We start from the raw sequence: 25,086 nt of genomic DNA on the forward strand, positions 1-25,086 counted from the left end.
TGTCTTTATTTTAAAGAAATATTGGCACCTATAATAATTGTGCGTGTTACAGGATAATTGTTAGTCCAATCAGCAGTATAAGCCGACTGATTAGCTCCGGAATTTGATGTGCCTCTGGTATAAAAGCTTTGCTCCGGATCCCAGCCAATCCAATTTGTAAAGGTTTTTAAATTACGCCCGCTTGCATAGAGTGTTAAACCGGCTATATGCGCTTTTTCCAGTAGTTTTTGCGGCACAACGTAGCTAAAGGTTATATCCTTGATACGGGTATAGCTGGCATCGCGCGGATAACCATAGCCACGGGTATTAGTGTATGATAACGACTGGAACTCCTGGTTGCCGTTAGTTGGTGTCCAGTAGCCAATAGCCGCCGGGGTATTTCTTCTGCCCGATTCATCGGCGTAATTAAGGTCAGCATTGTTCTTTAACATTCCCTGGGCGGTTTGTATAAATATGCTCAGGTTGAAGTTTTTATAATGGAAGGTATTGGTTAAGCCACCTGTCCATTTGGGTGCGGTTTGCCCCTGAATTACTTTATCGTCGGCCGTGATTTTGCCATCGCCGTTCGTATCAGCAAACTTCAGATCGCCTGGTTTGGCGCCGGGGTCCTGTTTTGAAGCATCCTCTCCCGTTTGCCAAACACCAGTCATTTTATAATCATAAATTACCCCGATTGGCTTTCCAATGAACCACCTGTTACCGATGTCATTTTTTCCATCGCCATACAGGTCAACAATTTTATTCTTATTGGCGGCGAATACAATGGTGCTTTCCCATTTAAAATTTGGCGCGTCGATATTACGGGTATTCAGGGTAACCTCGACACCTTTATTGGCAACTTTGCCTATATTATCAACCACCTGCGAATAACCTGTAATAAGCGGAAGGGCACGATTTAACAATAACCCATAGGTGCGGGAATCATAATATTCTACCGTACCGGAAAGACGGCTGTTCAGTACCGAAAAATCCGCGGCGATATTACCTTCATTGGTAGTTTCCCAATGGAGATTCCTGTTACCAAGGTTGCTGGCCTGTACGCCTATGTTGCTTACACCATTAAACGGAAACCGAACGGTACCATCAGATGTTATTGTTCTGTATACGCTAACCGCTTCATTACCGGTTTTACCATAAGATGCTCTTAGCTTTAAATTATTCACCCATTTAGAGTCTTTCAGAAAACGCTCATTGCTCACATTCCAGCCAGCAGCTGCTACCGGGAACCAGCCATATTTTGAAGTATTGGCTCCAAAAACAGAAGAACCATCACGACGAACGGTTAGTGTTAATAAATAGCGGCTGTCATAAGAGTAATTTAAACGGCCCATTTGTGAATTAAGCGCATACCTGTCAGAATAGGTTCCCGAAAATGAACCATTTACCGTTGCACCCGATATGGTCGAGCCAATCCCGATCTGGTTAAATGAGAGCCCATCGTTAATGTAGCCTGTTCCGGCTATACCCGAAGTAAAGTATTTTCTTTGCTGCGTGCTGTAAAGCCCGGTAAAATCAATGCGGTGTTTACCAAAGTCCCTTGTATATAATAGCAAGTTATCCAACGTGTAGCTATTGGTTTCGGAGCTTAATGCCGTAGCCGAACCTAAAGGAGTGTTTGCCAGCCTGCCGCTATAGCTGTCTACTCGTGTAGGCAAATAAGTATAACCTGCATTTAAGCGGTACTTTAATCCTTTAAGCACGCCGCCAAATGTTATTTGGGCATAACCATTCCCGCTAATGTTTACACTGCGGTTAATCTGATCGGTAGTTAAACCCAGCAATGGGTTAGTATATAATTGTTCGGGCGCCATCGGGTAAATGGTATAGGTCCCATCGGCATTATATTCATTACCGTATGGGCTCATAGCGGTAGCGTTGAGTAAATTGGCCCGGCCGCCATCATAATTATTATTAGCGAAATACAGGTTTGCTCCTACGCTCAGGAAACTGGTTACATTCACATCCAAATTTGAACGTACGCTTGCCCGGTTATACTGATAGCCTTTTATTACCCCTTTTTGTTTCAGGTAATCAGCAGACAAAAAATATTTCACATCTGGCGTGCCGCCGCTTACGCTCAGATTATGATCCTGCATAATACCCTGTTGGGTGCTTTCTTTTACCCAATCAATAGTATGCCCGGCAGCGTAATTGGCCCGTTCGGAGTTGTTATATACGGGTTCAGGAAATTGCTGCTTTAAATTATTTTGCGCTTCATAATCCAAAAACTTCTGGGTGAAAGCTGCCGGACCCCTTGGCTCCAGAATATGACCCAGGTTTTCATAACCGCCATAACCATTATAGCGAATAACCGGTTTACCTGTTGTACCACGCTTGGTAGTGATCAGGATAACCCCCTGCGAACCATTGGCACCGTAAATAGCTACCGCCGACGCGTCTTTTAATATCTCCATAGAGGCAATATCATTCGGGTTGATATCATTGAGCGAGCCGCCGCTTTTGGTAAGCGGAATACCATCAACTACCACGAATGGTCCGGAAGCGGCTGAAATTGAATTTTGGCCCCTAATAGTGGCAGTTGGTTGTGAGCCAGGCACAGATGATGGGGCAGCAACCGTAACACCGGCAACAGCTCCTTCAACAGCCTGCAAAACATTGGTAACCGGCAGTTGCGACAGGCGCGCTTTTGGCACCGAGGTTACAGAGCCGGTTACGTCCGACCGTTTTTGTGTACCGTAACCTACCACTACTACCTCGCTCAGTTTTTTGTCATTGTCGTCAAGCACAACTACAATGTTGGTATTGTTTTTATCAACCTGCACTGTTTTAGTAGTGAGGCCAACGAATGATATACTTAAAGTAGCGCCATCATTCACCGTTAGACGAAACAACCCATTAACGTCTGAAACAACACCCTGTCCTGTACTTACTACTTTGATGCTTGCACCAGGCAGCGGGCCGCCGGTTGCATCTTTAACAATACCTTTAACAGTAATTGTACCGGGCGATTGGGCATGACCCGGCTGGCATATTCCAACGAGCAGCGTCATAAATAGCCATGCTAAATAGCGATTAAAATGAGTAAATTTTACTTTCATAAATTTTAGAAGTTTAAATTGGTTAATAAGAAGGTTTTTAATAATTGTTATTTTAACACATATACTTTTTGATATAAAAGGTCAATAGAAAATACGTGCCGTAATTCCATGCTTTATTGTTTGATGTTTATAAATTGGACTGGGTAGCCGAAAGTAAAGCCACCTATTTTATTAATTGGATAAGACGAAATAAGGGCAAAATAAATTAACAAATGGGGGGTAAATCATCAAAGAGTAGGGGGGTAAATTAAAAGTGCACAGCCAATTGAATAAAAAGCCTCGCATTTTTCATGAGAGGCTTTCTGGTGATAACGGTGCAAAGCTCGAACCATTTTATTGCCGAATTGATTAAAGCAGATCGTTTTTCAAACTTTCGGGCAGAAGTTAAAGAAGCCTGGTAAAAAAAATAGGCCTATTATGGACCATTCGAAAGAATCTAATGGAAATTTTGGTCCATGCACAGTTCTCTAACATCGAACTTGCCATGTCCCGCCTAAACAGCTTCCGACAGCGCTATAAGAAACAACTGATCGACCAGGCGTATTGCAGGAAGGGAGTATTAATTATCACAATCAGATTCGCGGGCCTTTTCTTAAGTTACACCATTTTGTGGAATTTATTAAGAAGTACAGGAAACGGACTAAGACAGGGTTCGAACTTATATGGCAACGGGTTTTAAATCCTCGAGTGAAAATTGGGATTATCGAATAATTTTTCGCACGTCGCCTGCACTTCAGGTAATATTTTTAACATTAGCGGAAAGCGTGCGCGAAAAGCAATGACTCCGAAATGCACACTTTTTCGCAGTCATTACTTTGACAAATATTGATGGGCAGGAACTACATGAACAACTTTGCCATTTTTCTCCAACCGATCGGTTTGATCAAGCGTTACGATAAAGCCTTCATCAGCATTGAAAAAGGTAAGCGTTTCGACCACACCATCCAACTCACGGTTGATATTATCAGGGTTTAATTCAAAACAAACCTGAACGGCCTCTACTAATTTGCCGTTATTCGCGATAACGAAATCGCATTCATTCTTTTCAGCAAAATAATAGATCTCCCGGTGTTTTTGACGTAGGTGCAGGTAAACCAAATTCTCGAACTTTCTGCCATTATCTTCTGTAAAAGAACCCGAATTAACATTGATCAAGCCTGTATCTATGGCATAAACTTTTCTGGGATTAGCAATTTGCTTTCTTAAAGAGTAGCTAAATTTTGGCACGAATTGTAATAGATATGAATATTCCAGGTGCGACAAATACTCCATAACTGTACTGGTAGACCCGATCTCAAACAGCGTTTTGAGCCTGTTACCTGTGATCAACTTTGAAACATTAGAGAGCAGATAAAATGCCAACCGCTGCAATGTTTTAACATCCCTGACGCCGTAGCGCACTGCAATATCCCGGATTAGTATATCCTCAAATAGTTGGTTTAATATTTCAGGTATCCCTTGCTTTAAATATTCCGGAAAGCCGCCTAATTCTAAATAGCTCAATAAGGAGGATTTATCGTAAGATAATCCCTTGAAAACGCAAAATTCGTGATAAGAAAAAGGGAAAAGCTCTTTTGTGATATGCCGCCCGGTTAATCTGGTGCCCAACTCTCGGCTTAATAAAGAGGCATTAGAGCCTGTTATTACTAATTTATAATCCTCATCCAGCTTTTGCCTGGCATATCTTTCCCATTCCGGAATAATTTGGATCTCATCAAAAAAAAGCACATTACTTCCGCTGGCCTTTATAGATTCATCCAGCCTGGCAAAGTCAGTAGGACCGAATTCATAAAGTCGTGGGTCTTCAAAATTAAGATATAATGCATCAGGATATCTCTCTTTGAGTAGTTGGAAGAGCAGCGTGCTTTTCCCGCATCTCCTTATTCCCGAAACAATTAATGCAAATGCCGAAAGGTCTGGTAATGTTGCCAGCGCATCTCTTTTCAGACCAGGATCTTTTTGGGCCAGGTTCGCTTTTTGTGTTTCGATAACCTGGTTAATTGCAGACAGAAGTATCATAATAATTTATTTGATACAAACATACAAAATTGTTTGTTGGTAAAATACAATTTTGTCTGATACGATACTACGTTGGTTAAACTTAAGATCGGCAATATTAATCGTCCTGATATATCCAAACTTCGCAGGATATTATTTTGGGACACCGATTTTGATAAAATTGATTGGCAACGGCAGAAAAATGCCGTCATCCGACGGGTGTGGGAACGTGGTAATGAAGATGAGAAAAAAGAGATACAAAGATTTTACGGCATTGATAATATACATGCTACCATTAAGGATTTAAAGCCTTTTCGTCCGCCCCCTTCATTTTTAAGACGAAAATCCGACTAATGCTCCATTGGAATACGGTATCAGTGAATACGTGTAATTTATAAATAGAGGTTACTAATACCAATTTCTATTCTCATAGCTATTTTAAACCGTTTTATGCTATTTTAAGTAAAATTAGGTTGTTTTAAATCATTTGGAGTGCACTGAGGTTACTGGAATGTATGCAAGAGGTCTATAACGCAAAAAAAGCACTTACCTTTTATTTGTAAGTACTTAATAATCAATGCGTGGAGAATATCGGAGTCGAACCGATGATCTCTTGCATGCCATCCGAAGGTCGGCACGTTTAAAATAGTTTTAAATAAATATAATATATTGATTATTAGCTCATTAATAATTTTTGAAAACTTAAATATTACCGTTTAAAACCCCTTTTAACCGCCTTTGGAGGTCATCAAGAGGTCATCAAAAAAATGCAGTTCTTATGAATAGTTTTTCATTGCTTTGAGATGGTAGGTGGATAAACTGCGTTATATCTCGTTATATCTCCCCTTTTCACTAATTTTGAGTTGATCACTAATATTAATACACAAACTGGTTTAAAACATATGCAGGTTAATTTCATAGCGTGCAATGTCAGGATTTATCATTATTAATCCAATGCTTCTCGTCCCGGTTCAGTATAACACCACCTTTTTTTAGTACTTGCTGCAATTGATTTACATCAATGTCCTGTACTGGCTTCTTAGTCTTTGCAGCAATTGTTGCGGCAATGCCAGCGGCCTGACCAAGCTGCATCCAGGTAACTTCAACCCTTACAGAACAAAAACCAACATGAGAAGCTGAAACGCAAACAGGTACAAGTAAATTTGTACATTCATTCTCTTTAGGGATGATAACACGGTACGAAAGTTCATAAGGTTGTTCGACTTTAGCCCAGATACGGCCTTCATTTATGTATTGTGTTTTGGATATAGCTACTTTTTGCACATGATGACAATCCACAAAGTGGGAACCTAATGCGATAGCATCAGTTTTTTTAGGTTCTTCAAAAATGTCCTTCTGCGTTTGTACATAGCTTCCTACCATTCGACGCGCTTCCCGGATATATAAATAATATGGAAAGTTATGATTGTCCTTAAACTCATCGGGAGCCAAACCGTATCTGTTTGCCTCATCGTGTAGTTGTTTTGGTACGGACTGATCATGCTGCAAAAAATAGAGAAGGCCTAATGTCCAATCCTTATGATCCTGGAAAATTTGTTTCCGCTTTTCGTATCCAGCGTCCGGATAATTGGTGTTACCGCCGAAAAGCCCAAGTGAGATAACCGAATTTTGTTTATTATTGGCTTCAAACTTTCCTGGTGGGTAATTCCAGGAATACAAATCAATGATATCCGATAGTTTGGTATTAGGATGTTCAGCCAGCAGGCGTTTAAGCGTAATGAAGCGGTTTGCATAGTAATGCAATGGCAAAGGAAACGGCACTCTGTCGAAGTTGGTAGACATCATCAACCGAAAATTGTAATTGATGATCCTTTTACTAGCTTCCCCGTTGGATAATTTTTTTGCTTCTATAAACCCTGGAAGCAATTTTTCATTGTCATCATATGGCGAAACGTCGATAGGCTTATCCAACAAACGAATCCCAGCAAGCGATTCATTATATTGTGCCCTACTTTCCCGCCCATAGGTGTACGATACTCCTGCTCTTGCCATCAGATCGCCTTCATAAGTTGCATCAATAAAAGTATCACCACTAACTGTTTTTCCATTGGTCAATGTTATACTTTTGATGGCATCATCTCTTTTATTTACTTTGTTAACAAAAGCCTCGTAGATAACAGAGACGTGTTGTTCTGCCAGCATATCCACAAATATTTTTTCTGCAACATGCGATTCAAAATAAAAAGCAGGTTTATTCATTCCATAAGCTTTACCGATGCGGGTATAAATCTCCAACGGAATTCCAGAGATAGTTTCCTCAATCATATGTTCGGTTTCCGCAGTTCCAATCCCACTTGTATTCATACCGCCTACATGACGGGTCTGCTCAATTAAAATGACCTTAGCGCCTTGCCTGGCCGCCGCTACCGCAGCTGATATGCCCCCGGGTGTACCACCATACACCACAACAGTGGGTTTGTCGGCGGCATTTAACTTAAAAGCGTAAAATATTAGGAGTGCAATTACTATATGTATTTTTTTCATTTTTTCAATTATAGTACTGATTTCTTTATCAATAAGTTGCAAATTAGGTTTGCGGGACAATAAGTAGTTTTCAACATCATGATAGTTCGGTTTCAGAGCGAATGACGACAACTCATTTCCTTCGTTATTGAGCACGGATCACATTGTAAAACAACAAACAAAGTGCGCCGGCGCGCTTTGTTTGTTAAACGATATTAAAAGCCTGGATTTTGTGTAAGTGCAGAGTTTACATCCATCTGGTGTTGCGGAATGGGGTAAAGCAGATTTTTTTGTGAAACCGGTATCCCTGCAGCTTGCAGAGTGCTTACGTATTTGCCAGTCCTTAACAAATCCCAGCGGCGATGGCCTTCAAAGCAGAGTTCCCACCCCCGTTCTTGTAAAACCGCATCCCTAAATTGAGCCTGCGATAAGCCGGTCAGGTTTTGAGGATTAGCTGATGAATTGCCATTTCTCGCACGAGTCCGCACCTGGTTTATGGCATCATAGGCATCAGGAGTTGGTCCATTGATTTCATTAATTGCTTCGGCATAGATAAGAAGCACGTCAGCATACCGTATAATCATGAAATTATTCCGCGCATCGAATTCCGCGCAAGGTGAAGGATCCCAGTATTTGTCAACACAAGGTCCGTTGCGCGCAAACACCAATTGGCTGTTTGCCGGATTCACCTTTTGCGTGATAATAGTAACTTGTTTACGATAGTCGCCTGCCAGATAAGAATTAACATATGAGGGTTCGACATTGTATGACCCGCCACCCTGATTAATAGGATATGAAAAATAAATTGAAAAAAATTCAGCCATCGGACTGCCGTAAGTGGTTTTTATGCAACTATATTGTGCTGAAAAAATATGCTCCTGACCATTCTTATTTTCGGGTGGGAAAATGTTTTTATAATCCGGAAAAAGACTGTAGACTTTTGAATCAATTACCTGTTTGGCATAAAGGGCAGCATTTGCATAATCCTTGTGGGTAAGATAAACTTTTGCCAAAATTGATTTAACAGCGCCGCTTGTTGCCCGCCCGATTGTCCCGGCGGCAGTATAATTTGCTGGGAGATTTGCGGCATCTGCATCTTTTAAATCGTTAATGATTTGACTATAGATGTCATTGGCTGCTGTCCGCTTTATACTGACATTTACGACATCCGAAGTCGGTGTGGTAACCAATGGCACATCACCAAATGCCTGCACCAAGTCAAAGTAAGTCAGTGCCCTCAGAAACTTTGCTTCCCCCATTACCTGCGCTTTAGCGGTGGCATCCATGGTAATCCCGGGAACGTTTTTGATTACACGGTTCGCTCTGTCAATCAACAGGTAACAATTTGTATAAAAGGAATCAAAAGTAGGGTTGGAGGGCGAATAATTATTAGTTTTAAGATCTAATATAGTCGCCCCAATAGTCGACTCAACGTTCAGTTCTTCTGAATTGACATCCGCCAGGTTGATCATTGTCATACCATATATAGTTCTCAATCTGTCATATATAGCATCAAGTGCAACAGTGGCGTCACTTGCAGTTTTGAAAGAGTTTTCCTCTCCCAAAAACGAATAAGGCTTCTCAACGAGATTATTTTTACAACTCCCTCCAAGAGTTAACACTATAGCCAGTAAACCGCACAGAAGAGTGCGCCCCTGTAAAAGCAGCATTTTGTTCGATAACTTATATTGTGGTTTCATGTTTATCAGATTTAATTTAAAATGTAGTAGACAAACCAAGCATGTAGATCCTTGATGGCGGATAGTTGAAATTATCCCTGCCATATGTGGTGTTACTATTGAAGTCACCGTTGACTTCAGGATCATAGCCGGTATATTTAGTGAAAGTAAGCAGGTTTTGTGCGCTAAAATAGATTCGGGCTTTCTTAATTACCTTCGTGAAGGTTGGCAACTGGTAACCGAACGTAACATTTTTTAAGCGTATGAACGAGCCGTCTTCTATCGCAAAATTCGAAACTGCCGGCAAAACCCACTGACGTATGCCGCCAACCGTGTTACTCGGATTAGTGGCTGTCCAATGATTCACATAGTATGATTTCAGGTGGTTATACTGAGCATCTATTAGGCTAGTGAAAGTATTATAAATTTTATTGCCTTGTACGCCCTGTAAGAAAAAGGAGAAGTCGAATCGTTTGTACGAGAAATTGTTGGTCAGGCCGAAAATAAATTTAGGAAGGCCGTTTCCCAGCACCTGGCGATCAGTTGACTCATTGTAAACGCCATCGCCATTTACATCTTTCCAGCGATATGCGCCCGGCAAGCTACCTGCTTGTGCTAAGGGACCTGCGGCCGCGATCTGTTGCGTCGTTTGCCATACGCCATCAAATACATTACCGTAAAAGGACCCGAGGGGCTTTCCAACCTCTATTATCGTTAATCCGGAAAAATAATGATCCACGCCATTAGCAAGCGATATAACTTTGTTTTCGTTGTAGGAGATGTTGCCAGCCGTTGTCCATTTGAACCCATTTGCTCCCTTGTCAATATTTACTGAAGTAACAGCCAGTTCAAAGCCCTTGTTTTGAACACTGCCAATATTACGCAGTACACTGGTGGCACCTGTAGTTGCCGGTAAATCCACATATAGCAATAAACCGCTGGTTTTTTTTAGGTAATAATCGCCAACAACGGTGAGACGGTTATTTAAAAACCCCACATCCAGTCCAATATCCAGTTGCGCTGTTTTTTCCCATTTCAGATCGGGATTTTCAATACGTGAAACTTGATTGGTAAGTACTTCGACATCGTTAAATACCGTTTTGCCAATAGTGTATTGCGAGAGGGAATTATATAAGCCAATTCCATCATTACCGGTAATACCGTAACTGGCCCTAAACTTAAGGTCACTTATAACAAGATTATTTCTTAGGAAATTTTCGTCAGACACGCGCCAGGCAAATGCGCCGGAAGGGAAAAAGCCATATTTATTATTTGCGCCGAAGCGTGACGAGCCGTCTTCCCGTGCACTAACCGTGAACAAATAACGGCCTTTAAAGCGGTAATTTATCCTGGCCAAATAGGAATTGAGCCCCCATTTTTGCAAGCCGCTGCTCGTGATATCGAGTGTACTGGCTGCTGATAAGTTATTGGCACCTAATACATAGTTTGGAAAATTTTCTGCTTCCTGATAAGTTGTTTGCAGTCTGTTGCTTTGGAATGTTACGCCAGCAAGTATATCAAATGAATGATTATCATTTATTTTCCTGGTATAGGTAAGCGTGTTTTCATTTAAAGTATTGATGTTTTCAGAAGTGCCATTACTGCCGTACCCATTTCGACCACTGCCAGCAAGCGTTTGCGGTGTGAAGAACACATTTCTAAACGAAGTTTGAATATCTGCACCAAAACTTATATGTGCCTTCAGGCCTTCGATAATGTTGAAGTCGCCAAATACATTGCCCAGCATTCTGTCGGTTGTAAGCAAATTTGTTGATGTATTTTGCACAGCAACTGGATTAGGAGTACTCGCAAAACCTGTCCCGGGGCCTAAATTCAATAACTGATAGCTACCATCCGCCGCATAAACGGGGCTGGCTGGCGATATCGTCAACGCCTCGTATATAGGACCCGCAACCAGGTCCTCTGACACACCGTTATTAACTGTTCGTGACGCCGTAAGGTTAGACCCGATTTTAACGTGGTCACTCAAGGTAGCATCCAAGTTTACCCTTGATGCGTAACGTTTAAAGTTATTAGCTATGATAATGCCGTCCTGATTTAAATAGTTCCCACTAACCAGATATTTTACTTTATCCGAGCCGCCAGTAATAGACAATTGATAACTTTGCATCGGCGCGGTCCTAAAGATTTCTTTTTGCCAGTCGGTACCCTCGCCATAAGAAGCAACTGGTCGGGGATAAGGTCCGGTAGGGTTTCCAAATCGTAGAGCGAAGCCAAGATTGGCAAGTTGCTCATTTTTCAAATTAAGATGATCCATAGCATTGCCTAATTTCAATTGTTTTACAACCTGCTGTTCACCGGCATAGGTTTCAAACTCAATATTAGGTTGTCCAAGTTTTCCACGCTTGGTAATTACCAATACCACACCATTCGCTCCCCTCGAACCATATATTGCAGTAGCTGAAGCATCTTTCAAAACCTCTATTGACTCAATATCATTCGGATTAATGGTAGAAAGGGGGTTAGCATAGCTGGCTCCGCTACCACTCGCACCGTTTGCAGCGGTAGGAACCGAAATTGGAAAACCGTCAACAACGTACAAAGGATCATTGCTGGCAGAAATAGAATTGCCGCCACGCACCCGAATAGTTATCCCTCCGCCGGGCGCATTGGACGCCTGGGTAATCTGCACACCGGAAACTTTGCCTTGCAATGCCTGGTTAAACGAGTTAATGGGCTGTGACTTGATCTCATTCGACCCTATTGAGGAAACCGAGCCCGTAAGATCTTTTTTGCGGACCGTACCGTAACCGATCACGACTATTTGATTTAATCCTTTTGACTCTGCTTTTAACTGAATATTAATCACAGTGCGTCCTTCGATCGGAATTTCCTGGGTTAAATAACCGACACAACTAAAAACAAGTGTACCTTTGCCGTCTGGAATATTAAGGGAATAATTGCCTTTGAAATCTGATATCGTTCCTAAATTAGAATCTTTTAATTTAATACTTACCCCAGGTAAATTTCCTTGTTCATCCGTCACTTTTCCGGTTATTTTAATAGCGGCCACAGATTCATTGATGATAGGGGCGGGCAATTTTGCCGCTGTAATTAATATTGTTTTTTGATTAATTACATAATTAAGAGGCTGATTGATAAAACATATTTTTAAGGCATCTTCTAACGAACCATCTTTTATTCTTATAGTAACAGATTTTGCGCCGATTAAAATATCAGGGTCACAAAGAATACTATAACCGCTCTGTCGACGAATGTCATTCAAGGTTTCCCACAATGGGGCATTCCTTTTATTAAGGTTTATCTTTTGAGCAAGTGACGAAGCGCTCACCTGGACAAAAGCGATAAGACAGATAAAAAAAGAAAGTTTCATTACTCTCCATAATTTAGGATGAACGCGGAATATACGCCCGCGTTCAAATACAGTATAAATTTTATACATTTGAATCTTAGGTTAATTAAATAATTGGTTGTTAACAGCGATCATAATGATTACCCTACTTATACAGCTCCCAAGGCTGTGTTCTCACCAGGAGCGGTTGCAACGCCCCTGGTGATTCTTTCCGGTAATCTCTTTTTAGTAAGATTAATTCATCAATATGACCCTCCTTCCTTCTATTTTATAGTGAATCCCGGATGTTATTGTTATATTATCAAGCAATTCTGTAATGTTTTTGTATTTAGATACAATGCCCCTTAGTTTCTTTTGGCCCGCATCCGTGTGGTATTCCACATCCACATCATACCACCTTGCAGCTATTTTTAACACGTCCTCAATCCGTTCATCATTAAAGACAAACAGCCCGTTTTTCCAACCCATGACCTCGTCCAGATCGGCATTTCTGATAGTTAAAGGCTCTTTCAGATTATTAATGGCCATCTGGCCGGGTTTTATAATGATATTGCTGCTTTTAGAGCTTACTTTTACGGAGCCTTCCAGCAAAGCCGTTCTGATATCGGAATCATCAACATAAGCCTTGATATCAAAATGTGTCCCCAATACTTCCACTGTCTGCTTGCCACCGACATTGACCTGAAATGGTTTATCGGGATTCTTGGCCACTTCGAAATAGGCCTCCCCTGTTAATTTAACCCGGCGTTCTTTTCCTTTGAAGGCAACAGGATAGGTTAATGATGAAGCTGCGTTAAGCCAGACATGGGTGCCATCCGGAAGGGTCAGCTGATATTGCCCCCCTTTGGGAACATACAAAGTGTTTAACTCACTCTCAGTGCCTGATTGAGCGGCTGCAGAGCCGGCGCCCTGATAATCTATCTTACCATCGGCCTGTTTACTCACCGTTATCCCACCCTGATTAGCGATATTCCCGCTTCTTGCCGCTTGAAGATCTATTTTATTCCCGTTGGATAAAACCAATATAGCTTTATTGACACCTGGCGTAATCTCCGTCTTTTTAACATGAAATGACAGCTGCTCTGTCCGCGGCTTGTCTTTATATAGCCAAAAACCAACGGAGAGCGTCACAAGGACCGTTGCAGCTGCGGCAATCCTTATCGCATAGCTTCTTAATTTACCAGATCTCAACCCGGTATATTGGTTATCGTCGATCCGGGTTTTTACATCCCTTAATGCGGTTTCTGCATCAAATTCACGCAGGTGTCCGATGTCTTCGCTACGAATACTTTCGTTCAACAACTTTTCAAGTATTTCCCTGTTGCTAACGCTCTTATCTAACCACATTTCCAGTTCAGCCTCTTCCGTTGCTGTAAGGGTATTATTAAGCTTTCCCACTAAAAGTGTGCTTATATGAAACGAATCATACAACTTTTTATCCGACATGGTTTATTAATTGGTTTTAATGTAATAGAAACAATACGCAAGCGAGTTTCCTCTAAAGGATTGAAAAAAAAATTACCTGCTTAAAACTTTCCCGAAAATCATTGCAATTACCCCGGGAAACTTAATATAAGTTTACAATTAAGGCTTTGAATTATTAAAAAGCATACTAACTGAAGAAATAAGTAAAAACCTTATTGATAGAGGAGGGTATTGCGGGAAGGCTGAAAGAAAGTATGTGATTGGGAAATTATCACATGAAAGCGTGTAACTATAAATAGTGATCTTGGAAAGAACTTCTTATCTGAAACAGATTGATAATATCACGGCAGTCAGGGTACTAAATCCCCTTCCCGAAAGGCGTTTCTTTAAAATCGAAAGCCCGCGCATTTTTTGATTGTAAACAGTGCTTATCGTTATATTAAGTTTGTCAGCAACCTCTTTAGGTTGTAATCCGTCTTCAAAGATCATTTTAATGATTTTCGCACATTGTTCAGGAAGGGCATTTACTTCAATTGCAATCTCACGTAATACCTCAGTGTAAATAATCTCATTAATTACCGGTTCCTGAAATTCATCTTCCAGCAAGCCGAACTCAACGTCATGCTTTATTTTTCGTTGTTCTTTGTTTAAAAAATTAATCGAAGCATTACGTGTGCTTATATAGAGAAAAGCTTTTATCGAGTTCAGGGTGGTAAAATCTGCATGCTTATTCCATAGTTTATAAAAAATGTCCTGAACAATTTCCTCCGCGACAAACCTGTCTGACGTTAACCTGGTAGCAAAAAAGCATAGGGCGCTATAAAATTTTCCGAAAATATAATCAAAAGCTTGTATGTCGCCGAGTTGTAACCTGTGCAATAATTCATTTTCATTCAGATTTTTTAATTGGTCAACCGCCATGGCGTTAGGGGAAAGTACATCCAAATACAAATTTAGGTAATTAAAGTTGGAAATATCCATGCTTTTGCGTGAAGCCAAACCGAAAGGTCATCGAAAAAAAAGCCACTTACGGATTGGCGTAAGTGGCTGACTATCAGTCGTGGAGAATATCGGAGTCGAACCGATGACCTCTTGCATGCCATGCAAGCGCTCTAGCCAGCTGAGCTAATCCCCCGAATTGGGTTGCAAATATATTATATTAAGTAATAAAATGAAACCCTTAATGATTTATTTTTTACAATTCTCACCATTTATAGCTTAACCTTCTTTATAAAGATACCTGGTTCGCAATTGTTAAACCCGGGCAAAACCAAACCGCTTAAAATAAGTAAAGCCCCTGATGGGCAGGGGCCTTTACTAACCAATTATAAACCTAAATTATGAGAAGACTTTTTTGTATTGATATTATAGTGTAAAAGTAACACTAAGTTTTTAAATTACACTATAATCAATTGTAATATTTTTGTAACATTTATCAAATAAATCCATATCATCTATTTGATTGTCAAAAATAGGAATAATATTTTATTAAAATCGCAATTTTTTAATTTTTCAACATAAAACTAAATATGAAACAAAAAAATCACCATATTATTGCGTATCATCTCATTTTTTTTGATAAAAACTGAAATTTTAACAAAATTTAACATACAAAGCCATCTATTCTAGGCAAAAAGACGATTTTTAATTAAAAGTTAGTTAATAAACCAGAAAATTGTTGTTTTTCATCAAGAAATGCACTTAACTAAGAACTTTTTTAAAAAAACCATACCAGGCAGGTTCATTTTTCCAAAATATAAAACTCTCAAAATTTCATCTTATTGTACACTGCCAGATAAAAATTACTTTCAACAAGCATCATTTAAAAAACGCTTCACCATTTTTGCAGGCGAATTTTTATCTTTTTAATAATGACGGCTACACATACTCCTAAAATCCATCCGCATCTACCGCAGTTAACTTTATGGGTAATGACTATTGCAACAGGTTTGGTAGTAGCCAATATATATTACAACCAACCTCTTCTTGCCGACATCGCACACACCTTCAATATAAGCGATAGAAAAGCTCAGCAATTATCGCTGTTTACGCAAATTGGCTATGCTTGCGGGTTATTATTTATTGTTCCGCTTGCCGACATGGTAAAACGAAAACGGCTGATACTGATAGATTTTGTGCTCATGATATTCGCCTTACTGATCAGCGCTATTGCCCCTTCTATCCTGGTGTTAACTATAGCCGGGTTTCTGCTTGGACTATCGTCAATAGTGCCGCAGTTATTGATACCTATGGCTGCCCACCTTGCCTCACCCCACGAACGTGGCAAAAAATTAGGGTTCATCATGAGTGGATTATTAATAGGTATCCTGCTCTCCCGTACATTAAGCGGTTTTATAGGCGAGCACTTTGGATGGCGGTCGATGTACTATATAGCCACCGGCTTAATGCTGGCTATGTGGATAATGATATTTTTCTTTTTGCCCGAAGTCGAACCTGATTATAAGGGCAACTATAAAAAGCTCATGACATCGCTTATTCACTTAATTAAAACACAACCTAAATTACGAATGGCTTCTTTCAGGGGCGCATTGTGCTTTGCAGGATTCAGTGCCTTTTGGACAACCCTTGTATTCCTATTAAAACAACCTCAGTTTAATGAAGGCAGCGCTGCCGCAGGAGCCTTTGGTCTGGTTGGCGCATTCGGGGCTCTTGCAGCAGGCTTAATGGGGCGCCTGAGCGATAAAATGGACTCTTACAAGCTATCAGGTTATACTTTATTACTGGTGTTTATCTCTTACATTGTTTTTTATTTTTCAACCAGCAGCATTGCCGGGTTAATTATTGGTGTAATTATATTAGATATGGGCGTGCAGGCTACACATATCTCCAACCAGTCCATCATATTTGCATTAATACCGGAAGCGCGCAACCGTTTAAACACAGTGTACATGGTGTCTTATTTTATAGGCGGTGCTTCCGGAACGTTTTTAGCCAGCCTTCTCTGGAAAAATTACGGATGGAGTGGTGTATGTGTAATTGGAGGCGGTTTAGCTTTAATTGCACTGGCAGCACACTTACTAAACTATCAAAAAAACGTACGAAAATAGTACTACTGTACGCAAAGCGACCACTGAAAACTGCATCGGTTTTATAAGGGTATGGACACCTGTATAAAAAAACCAAATTTTTATTTGGTACAAAAACCGCCTAAAACCACCAATTTACATTGCATTGTAAAAAATTCCATACGCTGCAATGGCTTTTTTTTAATCCAACTAAATTTTTGGCATTGATTTGGAATAGTACCTATCAAACGTAACTGTTATGGAAGCTATTAAAAAAACGGTTAAGAAGGAAGAAGAGAAGGAATGGGAAAATCCGGTAGAGCCTACAAAAACATCCGATGAGCGCGATGAGGAACAGATACTAAGGCAATACAAGGAAGCCAAACGCCGGAAAGATAACCTTACCGAAGACGAAGACGATAACAAGAAAAATTGAAAAGAATTTAAACGCACTAAAAACTAAAACTATGAAAAGCAATAAAAAACCATCAATCAGCAAATTAGTAACAAGCTTTGATAACCAGTTGAAAAGAATCATCATGAACGATTTGAAAGCTATAAAAGCTAAAACACTGTTTCTACCAACGGCTGCTTAATAAAACAATAAACTCAACACTTACCTACAACACCACTATGAAAAATTATAAAACAATTTCACCAGGTAAATTAATTGCCCGATTTGACAATCAGTTATTAGATATTTTATTAGAGGATCTTAGAAATTCCAGAGCGAAGAATAAAGTTAAAAGCATCAATCACCAGGCTACCAAACAGCACACACTGTCTGCTGCCTGATCAACATATATTACATCAAACACCTATGAAAACGATAGAGCCCTGCCAAAACAGGGCTTTATTTATTTTGAGCGTATTTTATAATCAACTCAGCAGTTCTGGCTGATGCCCCGGGTTGGCCCATACGTTTATCCAACTCATCATAATTGTAAAGCATGTTTTCACGATAAGTAATGTCATTGACGATCAGATGAAGCTCAGCGCTAATTTTTGCGGAGGTACAATCTTCCTGTATAAGTTCCTTCACCACCGCTTTATTCATAATCAGGTTAACCAGTGATATAAAATCTAATTTTACCACCATACGGGCTACCGCTATGGTAAGTGCATTTCCTTTATAAACCACTACCTGGGGCACGTTAAACAGAGCGGTTTCGAGCGTAGCCGTTCCCGATGCCACTACAGCCGCTTCGGCATTGCTCAATAAACTATACGTAGCATTAAATAATACAGGGATATTTTTGTCGCCTAAAAACTGTTTATAATACGCCGGTTCAAATGACGGGGCACCAGCAATAACAAACTGATGATGCGGGAACCGGGCCACAACATTTATCATTTCGGGCAATAAGTTCTTAATTTCCTGTTTACGGCTACCGGGCAGCAGGGCAATTATCTTTTTACCAGTAAGCTGATGTTGTTGTAAAAATTCCGGGTCGGGTTTAAAGGCGGCAATAGCGTCCAGCAATGGGTTGCCAACATAGTCAACATCCATACCCCAGCTCTTGTAAAAATCAACCTCAAAAGGCAGGATGCAAAACAAGTGATCAACTATCTTTTTGATCTTCAGCACCCTTTTCTGGTTCCAGGCCCATACTTTGGGCGATATATAATAATTTACCTTTAAACCTATGGTTTGAGCGTAGGCAGCAATTTTCAGGTTAAAACCAGGAATATCAATCAATATCAGTACGTCGGGCTGCCAGGCTTTAATATCGGCCTTACACTGTTTAATATTCCTGAGGATAGCAGGCAGGTTCACAATTACCTCAACCAGGCCCATATAGGCCATCTCCCGATAATGTTTTACCAGGGTACCACCTTCAGCCAGCATCAGGTCGCCGCCAAAAAAACGGAACTCCGCATCAGGGTCGCGCTCTTTCAGGGCTTTCATGAGATTAGCACCATGTAAATCGCCCGAAGCTTCGCCGGCTACCAGGTAATATTTCATTTTATAGGCTGCAATTTAAATACAAACACCGCAATCAAAAATAAAAACGTAACGGCTACCAAACCAATTACTGTTTTATCCAATCCTTTCCTGCCATAATAGCGAATGATCAGCAAATTGAGAGCTACAGCTACCAGATAAGGCGTTCCCGGCTTATTAAATACAATAACGCTGCCTTTTAATATGTATAGAAAAATGAACACACTAATGGCCGGCAATATCAACCCTAATAATGAGCCGGCAGCTACGGTATTACGCTTAAACATTAAATTTCCAGTTATGTAAGTAAGGTATAGCGTGGTGTGCCGTCATATCAAACTGAACCGGTACAACCGAAGCGTAATGATGTTCCAGTGCCCAAACGTCGGTATCCTCACCGCCGTCATTTAATTGAAAAACGCCGGTTAACCAATAGTAAGGCCTTTTATGCGGATCTATCCGTTCATCAAACTCTTCGGCCCATTTGGCGCTGGCCTGCCTGCATATCTTGATACCTTTTATGTTATGGGTGTTAGGAAAATTTACATTAAGCAGCGTAGCCACTGGTAAGCCATTTTTCAGTACCTGAAGCACCAGTTCCTTAACAAATTTTATACAATGACTAAAATCTGCCTGCAGGGTAAAATCATCCAGAGAGAAACCTATTGAAGGGATACCCTCAATAGCTCCTTCAACGGCCGCCGACATGGTACCTGAATATAAAACGTTGATGGAATTATTTAAACCATGATTGATACCCGACACGCACAAATCAGGCTTTTGTCCCTTAAATATTTTATTTACGGCCAGCTTCACACAATCAACCGGGGTGCCTGAGCAGCGGTACATTTCGACACCTTCGTATATGTCTACTTTATCTAAACGCAACGGTTTACCTATGGTAATGGCATGGCCCATGCCAGATTGAGGACTATCGGGTGCCACCACTACCACGTTACCAATCTCACTCACAGCATTCATTAAGGCTTTTATTCCGGGAGCCGTTATTCCGTCGTCGTTTACAACAAGAATGGTTGGTTTAGCTTTATTCATGGTGCGAAATTACTGATATTTGATTGATGTGAGGGAATAAAAGAAGGAAGAGAAAGAAACTAAAGGGTGTCATGCTGAGCCCGTCGAAGCATGGTGGACAAGGCCTTTACGCGCTATGCTTCGACGGGCTCAGCATGCCTGGCCGCCTACCTTACGCTTCCGCTAAAATAGTAAACTCAAAATCGAGCGGCTCAAAATGACGAATAAGCTCGTCAATGAATGATTGCCCCCATTTTACATACATGAGCCCGAAATTTTCGGTACGTTCCTGCAAACTATCTTTAGGGAATAATTCGGCTTTTACTATGGCTAATTGTTCCAGCCTTACTTGGTAGTTCCGTTTCTCCGCTTTAATCAGTTTCTTTTCCAGGTTATCAACTGCATGTTTCAAACGGGCCTGCACCGCGGCGGCCGATGACGACAATGTAGGATCTATTTTATAGGAGCGTAATTTTATTTTTTCAAAAACGGAGCTCAGCTCACGCCACTCTTCATCAAGCGAAAGATTATGGTCGCTGTGTTTTTTTATCCATTCAGTTTGCAGCGCATCAGTCTGTTTAAACAAAGCTGCAACGTCAAGATCCATACGTTCAATCTTGGCAGCTTGCTCTTTACGCACCACTATAGCTGAATTACGCAATATTAAAACAGGAAAATCAACCTTATAAAAATCAAAGTTCGATTTTAACTCCAGCCAGTAAACTATCTCCGCACCGCCACCTATGTAAGCTATATTGGGCAGAATACACTCCTGGTAAAGCGGGCGCATCACCACGTTAGGGCTAAAGCGTTCCGGTGTTGTTATGATTTCTTGTTTCAACTCCGCTTCCGTAAAACGGATATCGGTATTCATTACCTGATAACTATCCTGCTCAAAAACAATGCGCTCACGAAGGCTATCCTTCAGGTAAAAAAAGTTTATTTCGCGCGGGTTTACCTGTATATGCACACCCAGTTTTTGCAATTGCTCATTGGTGGCAGTGATATTTTTAAAGCTGTGCTGGCCGATAATGTCCTGCTCCATGATTGGGGCAAACTGCTGTTTAAACTCATGGTCGTCGGCATCTATAATTACCAATCCGTATTGGCCAAATAAGGCATTAACCAGGTAGCGGGTAGCATCGGCCAGTTTATCAAACCGCGCATAGGCTGTTTCTACAATCTCGGCCAGTTCCTGCGAATGACCTTCCATTCCTAAAACACCTTTATATTGGTTAAGAGCCTGGCGCATGGTATCGGGGTTTATACGCCCTGTAGCACCCGATGCCTCATACCACCAGTGTACTTTTTTACCACCAATGTTGGTATAGTTAATTTCGGCAAAGTCATGATCTTCACTGGCCATCCAGTAAACCGGTACAAAATTTTTATCGGGATGGGCTGCTTTTAGCTGTTGTGCCAGTTTAATGGCAGTAGCAATTTTATAGAGGAAATATAGCGGACCAGCAAATATATTGAGCTGGTGACCAGTGGTAATGGTATAGGTGTTATCAGCTTTTAGCAGATTGATATTATCCGCTGCAAGTTTTGAATTTTGAATTTTGAATTTTGAATTTTCTTTCTGCTCATTATGTGCATATTGTTTTGTTAACACACGATGCAGTATTTCACGATCAGCAACAACCTTTTTGTTTTTTAACAGTTGGGCAAATCCGTCCATATCCGGGCGGTAACCATAAAAAGATCTGAGCTCAGCCCGGTTTTCGAGGTAATCAATAACCGTGGGCGAAAAAAAACCGGTGTCTTTATAACTTATACAGGAGGCTTCCATCTTTAATTTCGGATTTCGGATGTTCGATTTCGGATATAAGAAATCAGTTATCGAACATCGGCCAGGTATGAAAATATTAAATGCTGGCGTCGAAATTAGATTTTAAATCTTAAATCACTTAATAACAAGCCACAAATTAGCATTATTTTACAATTTGTCCATAAAGGTCAAAGTCTTCTGCGCTGTGTACCTTTACGTTAACAAAGCTTCCTACGGTTGCGTAGTCAATGCTGGCATCAATCAAAACTTCGTTATCCACCTCAGGCGAATCAAATTCGGTTCGGCCAACAAAATAGTCGCCGTCTTTTTTATCAACCAATACTTTAAAGGTATGCCCTATCTTTTCCTGGTTTTTATCAAACGAAATACCCTGCTGAATTTCCATAATAGCATCAGCACGTTCTTGCTTCACTTCATCAGGTACATCATCAACCAGAGAATGGGCATGTGTTTTTTCTTCGTGCGAATAAGTAAAACAACCCAGGCGGTCAAATTGAGTATCTTCTACCCATTGCTGCATTTCTTCAAAATCCTGTTCGGTTTCTCCCGGATAACCGGTTATTAAAGTTGTACGCATGGCAATACCCGGCACTTTATCACGGATCTGGTTTACCAGATCAATGGTTTTTTGTTTGGTGATACCACGGCGCATCGATTTCAACATATTATCGCTGATATGCTGCAATGGCATGTCCATATACTTACAGATATTGTCGCGCTCGTTCATCACATCCAATATTTCCATAGGAAAACCAGAAGGGTAAGCGTATTGCAACCTGATCCATTCCACACCATTTACATCAGATAAACGGCGCAGCAATTCGTCGAGGTTACGTTTGCCATACAGATCCAGACCGTAGTAGGTAAGGTCCTGGGCAATTAATATCAGTTCTTTGGTGCCATTTTTAACCAATGCCTGGGCATCTTTAACCAACTGGTCAATTGGTGTACTCAGGTGCTTACCGCGCATCAGCGGGATAGCGCAGAATGAACATGGGCGGTTACAACCTTCAGCAATTTTAAAGTAGGCAAAATGCGATGGTGTGGTCAGCAAGCGTTCGCCAATCAGTTCATGTTTATAATCTGCCCCAACAGAATGCAATAGGTTTTGCAGATCATTGGTACCAAAGTAAGCATCTACGTTGGTTATCTCAGCTTCCAGTTCGGGCTTATAGCGTTCGCTCAGGCAACCGGTAACGATTACCTTACCCACTTTACCCTGATCTTTCAGTTCGCTGTATTGTAAAATGGTATCTATTGATTCCTGCTTGGCATTATCGATAAAGCCGCAAGTATTAATAACAATAATATCATTACTGTTTACTTTATCAGCCTCATGCACTACATCAAACTGGTTGCCTTTTAACTGCCCCATTAATATTTCAGAATCATATATGTTTTTGGAGCAACCCAAAGTAACCACGTTAACACGGGGTTTTACTATTTTCTTTGGCTGATAAATTTCTTTTGTCTTCATAACACACAAATCATTGCAATGAAAAAATTGTCATTGCGAGGAACGAAGCCCCTCTAAATCTTCCCCAAAGGGGGAACTTTTAAAAAGTATCTTAAAGCCCTCTCCTTTGGAGAGGGTTGGGTGAGGCAATTATTCCTTAAAAAGCGAGTTCACAAATGCCTGCCTGTCAAACAGCTGTAAGTGATCCATTCCTTCGCCCACACCAATATATTTTACAGGAATTTTAAACTGATCAGATATCCCAATTACCACACCGCCTTTGGCTGTGCCATCGAGCTTGGTAAGGGCAAGGGCATTAACAGCGGTAGCCTCGGTAAATTGCTTGCACTGTTCAATAGCATTTTGCCCGGTTGAGGCGTCAAGCACCAGCAATATTTCATGTGGGGCACCTGGAATTACCTTCTGCATTACATTCTTGATCTTGGTGAGCTCGTTCATTAAGCCTACTTTATTATGCAAACGACCGGCGGTATCAATAATAGCTACATCATCGCCATTGGCAACCGCTGAACGCAGTGTATCATAAGCCACAGATGCCGGATCTGATCCCATCGCCTGGGCTACCACTTTAACGCCAACACGTTCGCCCCACAACTTTATCTGATCAACCGCGGCAGCGCGAAAGGTATCAGCAGCGCCTAAAACCACCTGGTTACCGGCTTGCTTTAATTTATGGGCCAGCTTGCCAATAGTAGTAGTTTTACCAACACCATTAACACCTACCACCATTATTACATACGGTTTATGATTGCCGTATTCAAAATTCCTGAAATCGTTACTGTTATTTTCGGCCAGCAGCTGTTGGATCTCGTCTTTCAGCAGCGTATTAAGTTCGCTGGTGCCAACATATTTATCGCGGGCCACGCGGGCTTGTATACGCTCAATTATCTTTAAGGTGGTGCTCACACCAACATCTGATGTTACCAGTACCTCCTCCAGCTCATCAAGTACATCATCGTCAACGGTTGATTTTCCGGCAATTACCTTGGTGATCTTTGAAAAAAAGTTATCCTTGGTTTTTTCTAAACCGGTATCAAGTGCCTGCTGCTCCTGTTGTGTATTTTCCTTTTTCTTAAAAAAATCAAATAATCCCATAGTTTTTCAGATGTGCAGATTTTAGATGTGCGGATGTGCAAATTTAAATACGCCGATTTTTGATGCTTAAATTTAACTATGCAAATATGCTGATTATCACCTTAACACTTATCAGCTCAAAGTTATATTGTGTCCATATCTGCCCAATCAGAAACATAGCTATCAACAAAAAAAGCCCTCTCGTAAAAACAAGACGGCCTTATATGTTTGATCAAAAGTTATTACAGGGTTTTACCTGCAATTGCATCCTTAACAAAATCGTTAGGGACAATTTGCTCTTTAAATGAGTAAGCACCGGTTTTAGGTGATTTGCTCATGGTGATCACTTTTGAATATTCTTTGCCTTTACCTGCTACTTTCAGTGTTGCAACTACTTTCTTTGCCATGTTATTTTTGTGTTGTACGTTTTACGTGTTACGTAATACGTATTTGTTAAACATTCTGTTATAAGTTGATTTGCGTATAACGTAAAACGTTGAGCGTAAAACTTATTTAATTTCTTTATGAAGAGTTACTTTCCTTAAAACCGGGTTGAATTTTTTCATTTCCAGTCTTTCAGTTGTATTCTTTTTGTTTTTGGTGGTAATATAGCGAGACATGCCTGGCATACCGCTTGTTTTGTGTTCAGTACACTCTAAAATAACCTGAACCCTGTTGCCTTTTTTTGCCATTTTCTTTTTATGTTGTACGTGTCACCTCACGGCTTACGCAATTTTTCAATTATTACTGCACGCTTTACA

Annotated in this window: 20 protein-coding genes and 1 tRNA gene; 5 read left to right on the forward strand and 16 right to left on the reverse strand. The window is 40.7% G+C overall.

The genetic code is table 11. From position 1 onward, the window contains the following. Positions 1–5: 5 nt before the first annotated feature. Positions 6–3,059: a SusC/RagA family TonB-linked outer membrane protein gene (locus SNE25_RS30890; protein ID WP_321562862.1), complete on the reverse strand. Its 3,054-nt coding sequence runs from the start codon at positions 3,057–3,059 to the stop codon at positions 6–8. Positions 3,060–3,869: 810 nt separating this feature from the next. Then, positions 3,870–5,078, reverse strand: coding sequence for an ATP-binding protein (locus tag SNE25_RS30895; RefSeq protein WP_321562863.1), 1,209 nt, complete (start codon positions 5,076–5,078; stop codon positions 3,870–3,872). A 72-nt stretch (positions 5,079–5,150) separates the two neighbouring features. Between SNE25_RS30895 and SNE25_RS30900 the strand changes: the two genes are divergently transcribed. Next, positions 5,151–5,411, forward strand: coding sequence for a DUF6922 domain-containing protein (locus SNE25_RS30900; protein ID WP_321562864.1), 261 nt, complete (start codon positions 5,151–5,153; stop codon positions 5,409–5,411). A 576-nt stretch (positions 5,412–5,987) separates the two neighbouring features. Here SNE25_RS30900 and SNE25_RS30905 read toward each other — a convergent pair. The 6 genes from SNE25_RS30905 to SNE25_RS30930 all read right to left on the reverse strand — a co-directional run bounded on the left by SNE25_RS30905 (position 5,988) and on the right by SNE25_RS30930 (position 15,114). Continuing rightward, on the reverse strand, positions 5,988–7,697 hold the full coding sequence (locus tag SNE25_RS30905) for an FAD-dependent oxidoreductase (protein ID WP_321562865.1): 1,710 nt from the start codon (positions 7,695–7,697) through the stop codon (positions 5,988–5,990). Between the two features lie 59 nt (positions 7,698–7,756). Next, positions 7,757–9,325 (reverse strand): RagB/SusD family nutrient uptake outer membrane protein, encoded by a 1,569-nt coding sequence (locus tag SNE25_RS30910; RefSeq protein ID WP_321562866.1) that lies wholly within the window; start codon positions 9,323–9,325, stop codon positions 7,757–7,759. Continuing rightward, positions 9,258–12,644 carry a TonB-dependent receptor gene (locus SNE25_RS30915; protein WP_321562867.1) on the reverse strand — a complete coding sequence of 1,129 codons (3,387 nt, stop codon included), beginning with the start codon at positions 12,642–12,644 and terminating at the stop codon, positions 9,258–9,260. Before SNE25_RS30915 ends, SNE25_RS30910 begins: the two co-directional genes overlap by 68 nt. A gap of 144 nt (positions 12,645–12,788) precedes the next feature. After that, positions 12,789–14,000 (reverse strand): FecR family protein, encoded by a 1,212-nt coding sequence (locus tag SNE25_RS30920; protein WP_321562868.1) that lies wholly within the window; start codon positions 13,998–14,000, stop codon positions 12,789–12,791. Between the two features lie 297 nt (positions 14,001–14,297). Continuing rightward, positions 14,298–14,924: an RNA polymerase sigma-70 factor gene (locus SNE25_RS30925; RefSeq protein ID WP_321562869.1), complete on the reverse strand. Its 627-nt coding sequence runs from the start codon at positions 14,922–14,924 to the stop codon at positions 14,298–14,300. Positions 14,925–15,040: 116 nt separating this feature from the next. Beyond that, positions 15,041–15,114: transfer RNA gene (locus SNE25_RS30930), tRNA-Ala, on the reverse strand. Between the two features lie 736 nt (positions 15,115–15,850). Here SNE25_RS30930 and SNE25_RS30935 point away from each other — a divergent pair. The 4 genes from SNE25_RS30935 to SNE25_RS30950 all read left to right on the forward strand — a co-directional run bounded on the left by SNE25_RS30935 (position 15,851) and on the right by SNE25_RS30950 (position 17,800). Continuing rightward, entirely contained in the window at positions 15,851–17,047 is a 1,197-nt protein-coding gene (locus SNE25_RS30935) for an MFS transporter (RefSeq protein WP_321562870.1), read from the forward strand. A 217-nt stretch (positions 17,048–17,264) separates the two neighbouring features. Continuing rightward, on the forward strand, positions 17,265–17,441 hold the full coding sequence (locus SNE25_RS30940) for a hypothetical protein (protein ID WP_321562871.1): 177 nt from the start codon (positions 17,265–17,267) through the stop codon (positions 17,439–17,441). A 31-nt stretch (positions 17,442–17,472) separates the two neighbouring features. Then, positions 17,473–17,601, forward strand: a complete 129-nt coding sequence (locus SNE25_RS30945) for a hypothetical protein (RefSeq protein ID WP_321562872.1) — start codon at positions 17,473–17,475, stop codon at positions 17,599–17,601. Positions 17,602–17,638: 37 nt separating this feature from the next. After that, positions 17,639–17,800 (forward strand): hypothetical protein, encoded by a 162-nt coding sequence (locus tag SNE25_RS30950; RefSeq protein WP_321562873.1) that lies wholly within the window; start codon positions 17,639–17,641, stop codon positions 17,798–17,800. Positions 17,801–17,858: 58 nt separating this feature from the next. On the opposite strand, the gene lpxB is transcribed toward SNE25_RS30950, so the two are convergent. The 8 genes from lpxB to rpmG all read right to left on the reverse strand — a co-directional run bounded on the left by lpxB (position 17,859) and on the right by rpmG (position 25,017). Beyond that, the gene (gene lpxB / locus SNE25_RS30955) at positions 17,859–18,971 is read right to left on the reverse strand and encodes a lipid-A-disaccharide synthase (RefSeq protein ID WP_321562874.1); all 1,113 of its coding nucleotides are present in this window, start codon (positions 18,969–18,971) and stop codon (positions 17,859–17,861) included. Beyond that, positions 18,968–19,237: a hypothetical protein gene (locus SNE25_RS30960; protein WP_321562875.1), complete on the reverse strand. Its 270-nt coding sequence runs from the start codon at positions 19,235–19,237 to the stop codon at positions 18,968–18,970. The genes lpxB and SNE25_RS30960 overlap by 4 nt, the downstream gene beginning before the upstream one ends. Beyond that, entirely contained in the window at positions 19,230–20,003 is a 774-nt protein-coding gene (gene surE / locus SNE25_RS30965) for a 5'/3'-nucleotidase SurE (protein ID WP_321562876.1), read from the reverse strand. Before surE ends, SNE25_RS30960 begins: the two co-directional genes overlap by 8 nt. A 151-nt stretch (positions 20,004–20,154) precedes the next feature. Beyond that, a complete protein-coding gene (gene bshC, locus SNE25_RS30970) occupies positions 20,155–21,774 on the reverse strand; it encodes a bacillithiol biosynthesis cysteine-adding enzyme BshC (RefSeq protein ID WP_321562877.1) in 1,620 nt (539 codons plus the stop codon). 142 nt (positions 21,775–21,916) lie between these two features. Then, complete coding sequence (gene rimO, locus SNE25_RS30975) at positions 21,917–23,251, reverse strand: 30S ribosomal protein S12 methylthiotransferase RimO (RefSeq protein WP_321562878.1); 1,335 nt, start codon at positions 23,249–23,251, stop codon at positions 21,917–21,919. A gap of 129 nt (positions 23,252–23,380) precedes the next feature. After that, positions 23,381–24,346, reverse strand: coding sequence for a signal recognition particle-docking protein FtsY (gene ftsY, locus SNE25_RS30980; protein WP_321562879.1), 966 nt, complete (start codon positions 24,344–24,346; stop codon positions 23,381–23,383). Between the two features lie 221 nt (positions 24,347–24,567). After that, entirely contained in the window at positions 24,568–24,732 is a 165-nt protein-coding gene (locus tag SNE25_RS30985; RefSeq protein WP_310103329.1) for a DUF4295 domain-containing protein, read from the reverse strand. Between the two features lie 102 nt (positions 24,733–24,834). Continuing rightward, positions 24,835–25,017, reverse strand: coding sequence for a 50S ribosomal protein L33 (gene rpmG, locus SNE25_RS30990; protein WP_121246452.1), 183 nt, complete (start codon positions 25,015–25,017; stop codon positions 24,835–24,837). Positions 25,018–25,086 lie beyond the last annotated feature (69 nt).

The sequence above is a fragment of the Mucilaginibacter sabulilitoris genome (assembly GCF_034262375.1).
GTDB classification, from domain to species: domain Bacteria; phylum Bacteroidota; class Bacteroidia; order Sphingobacteriales; family Sphingobacteriaceae; genus Mucilaginibacter; species Mucilaginibacter sabulilitoris.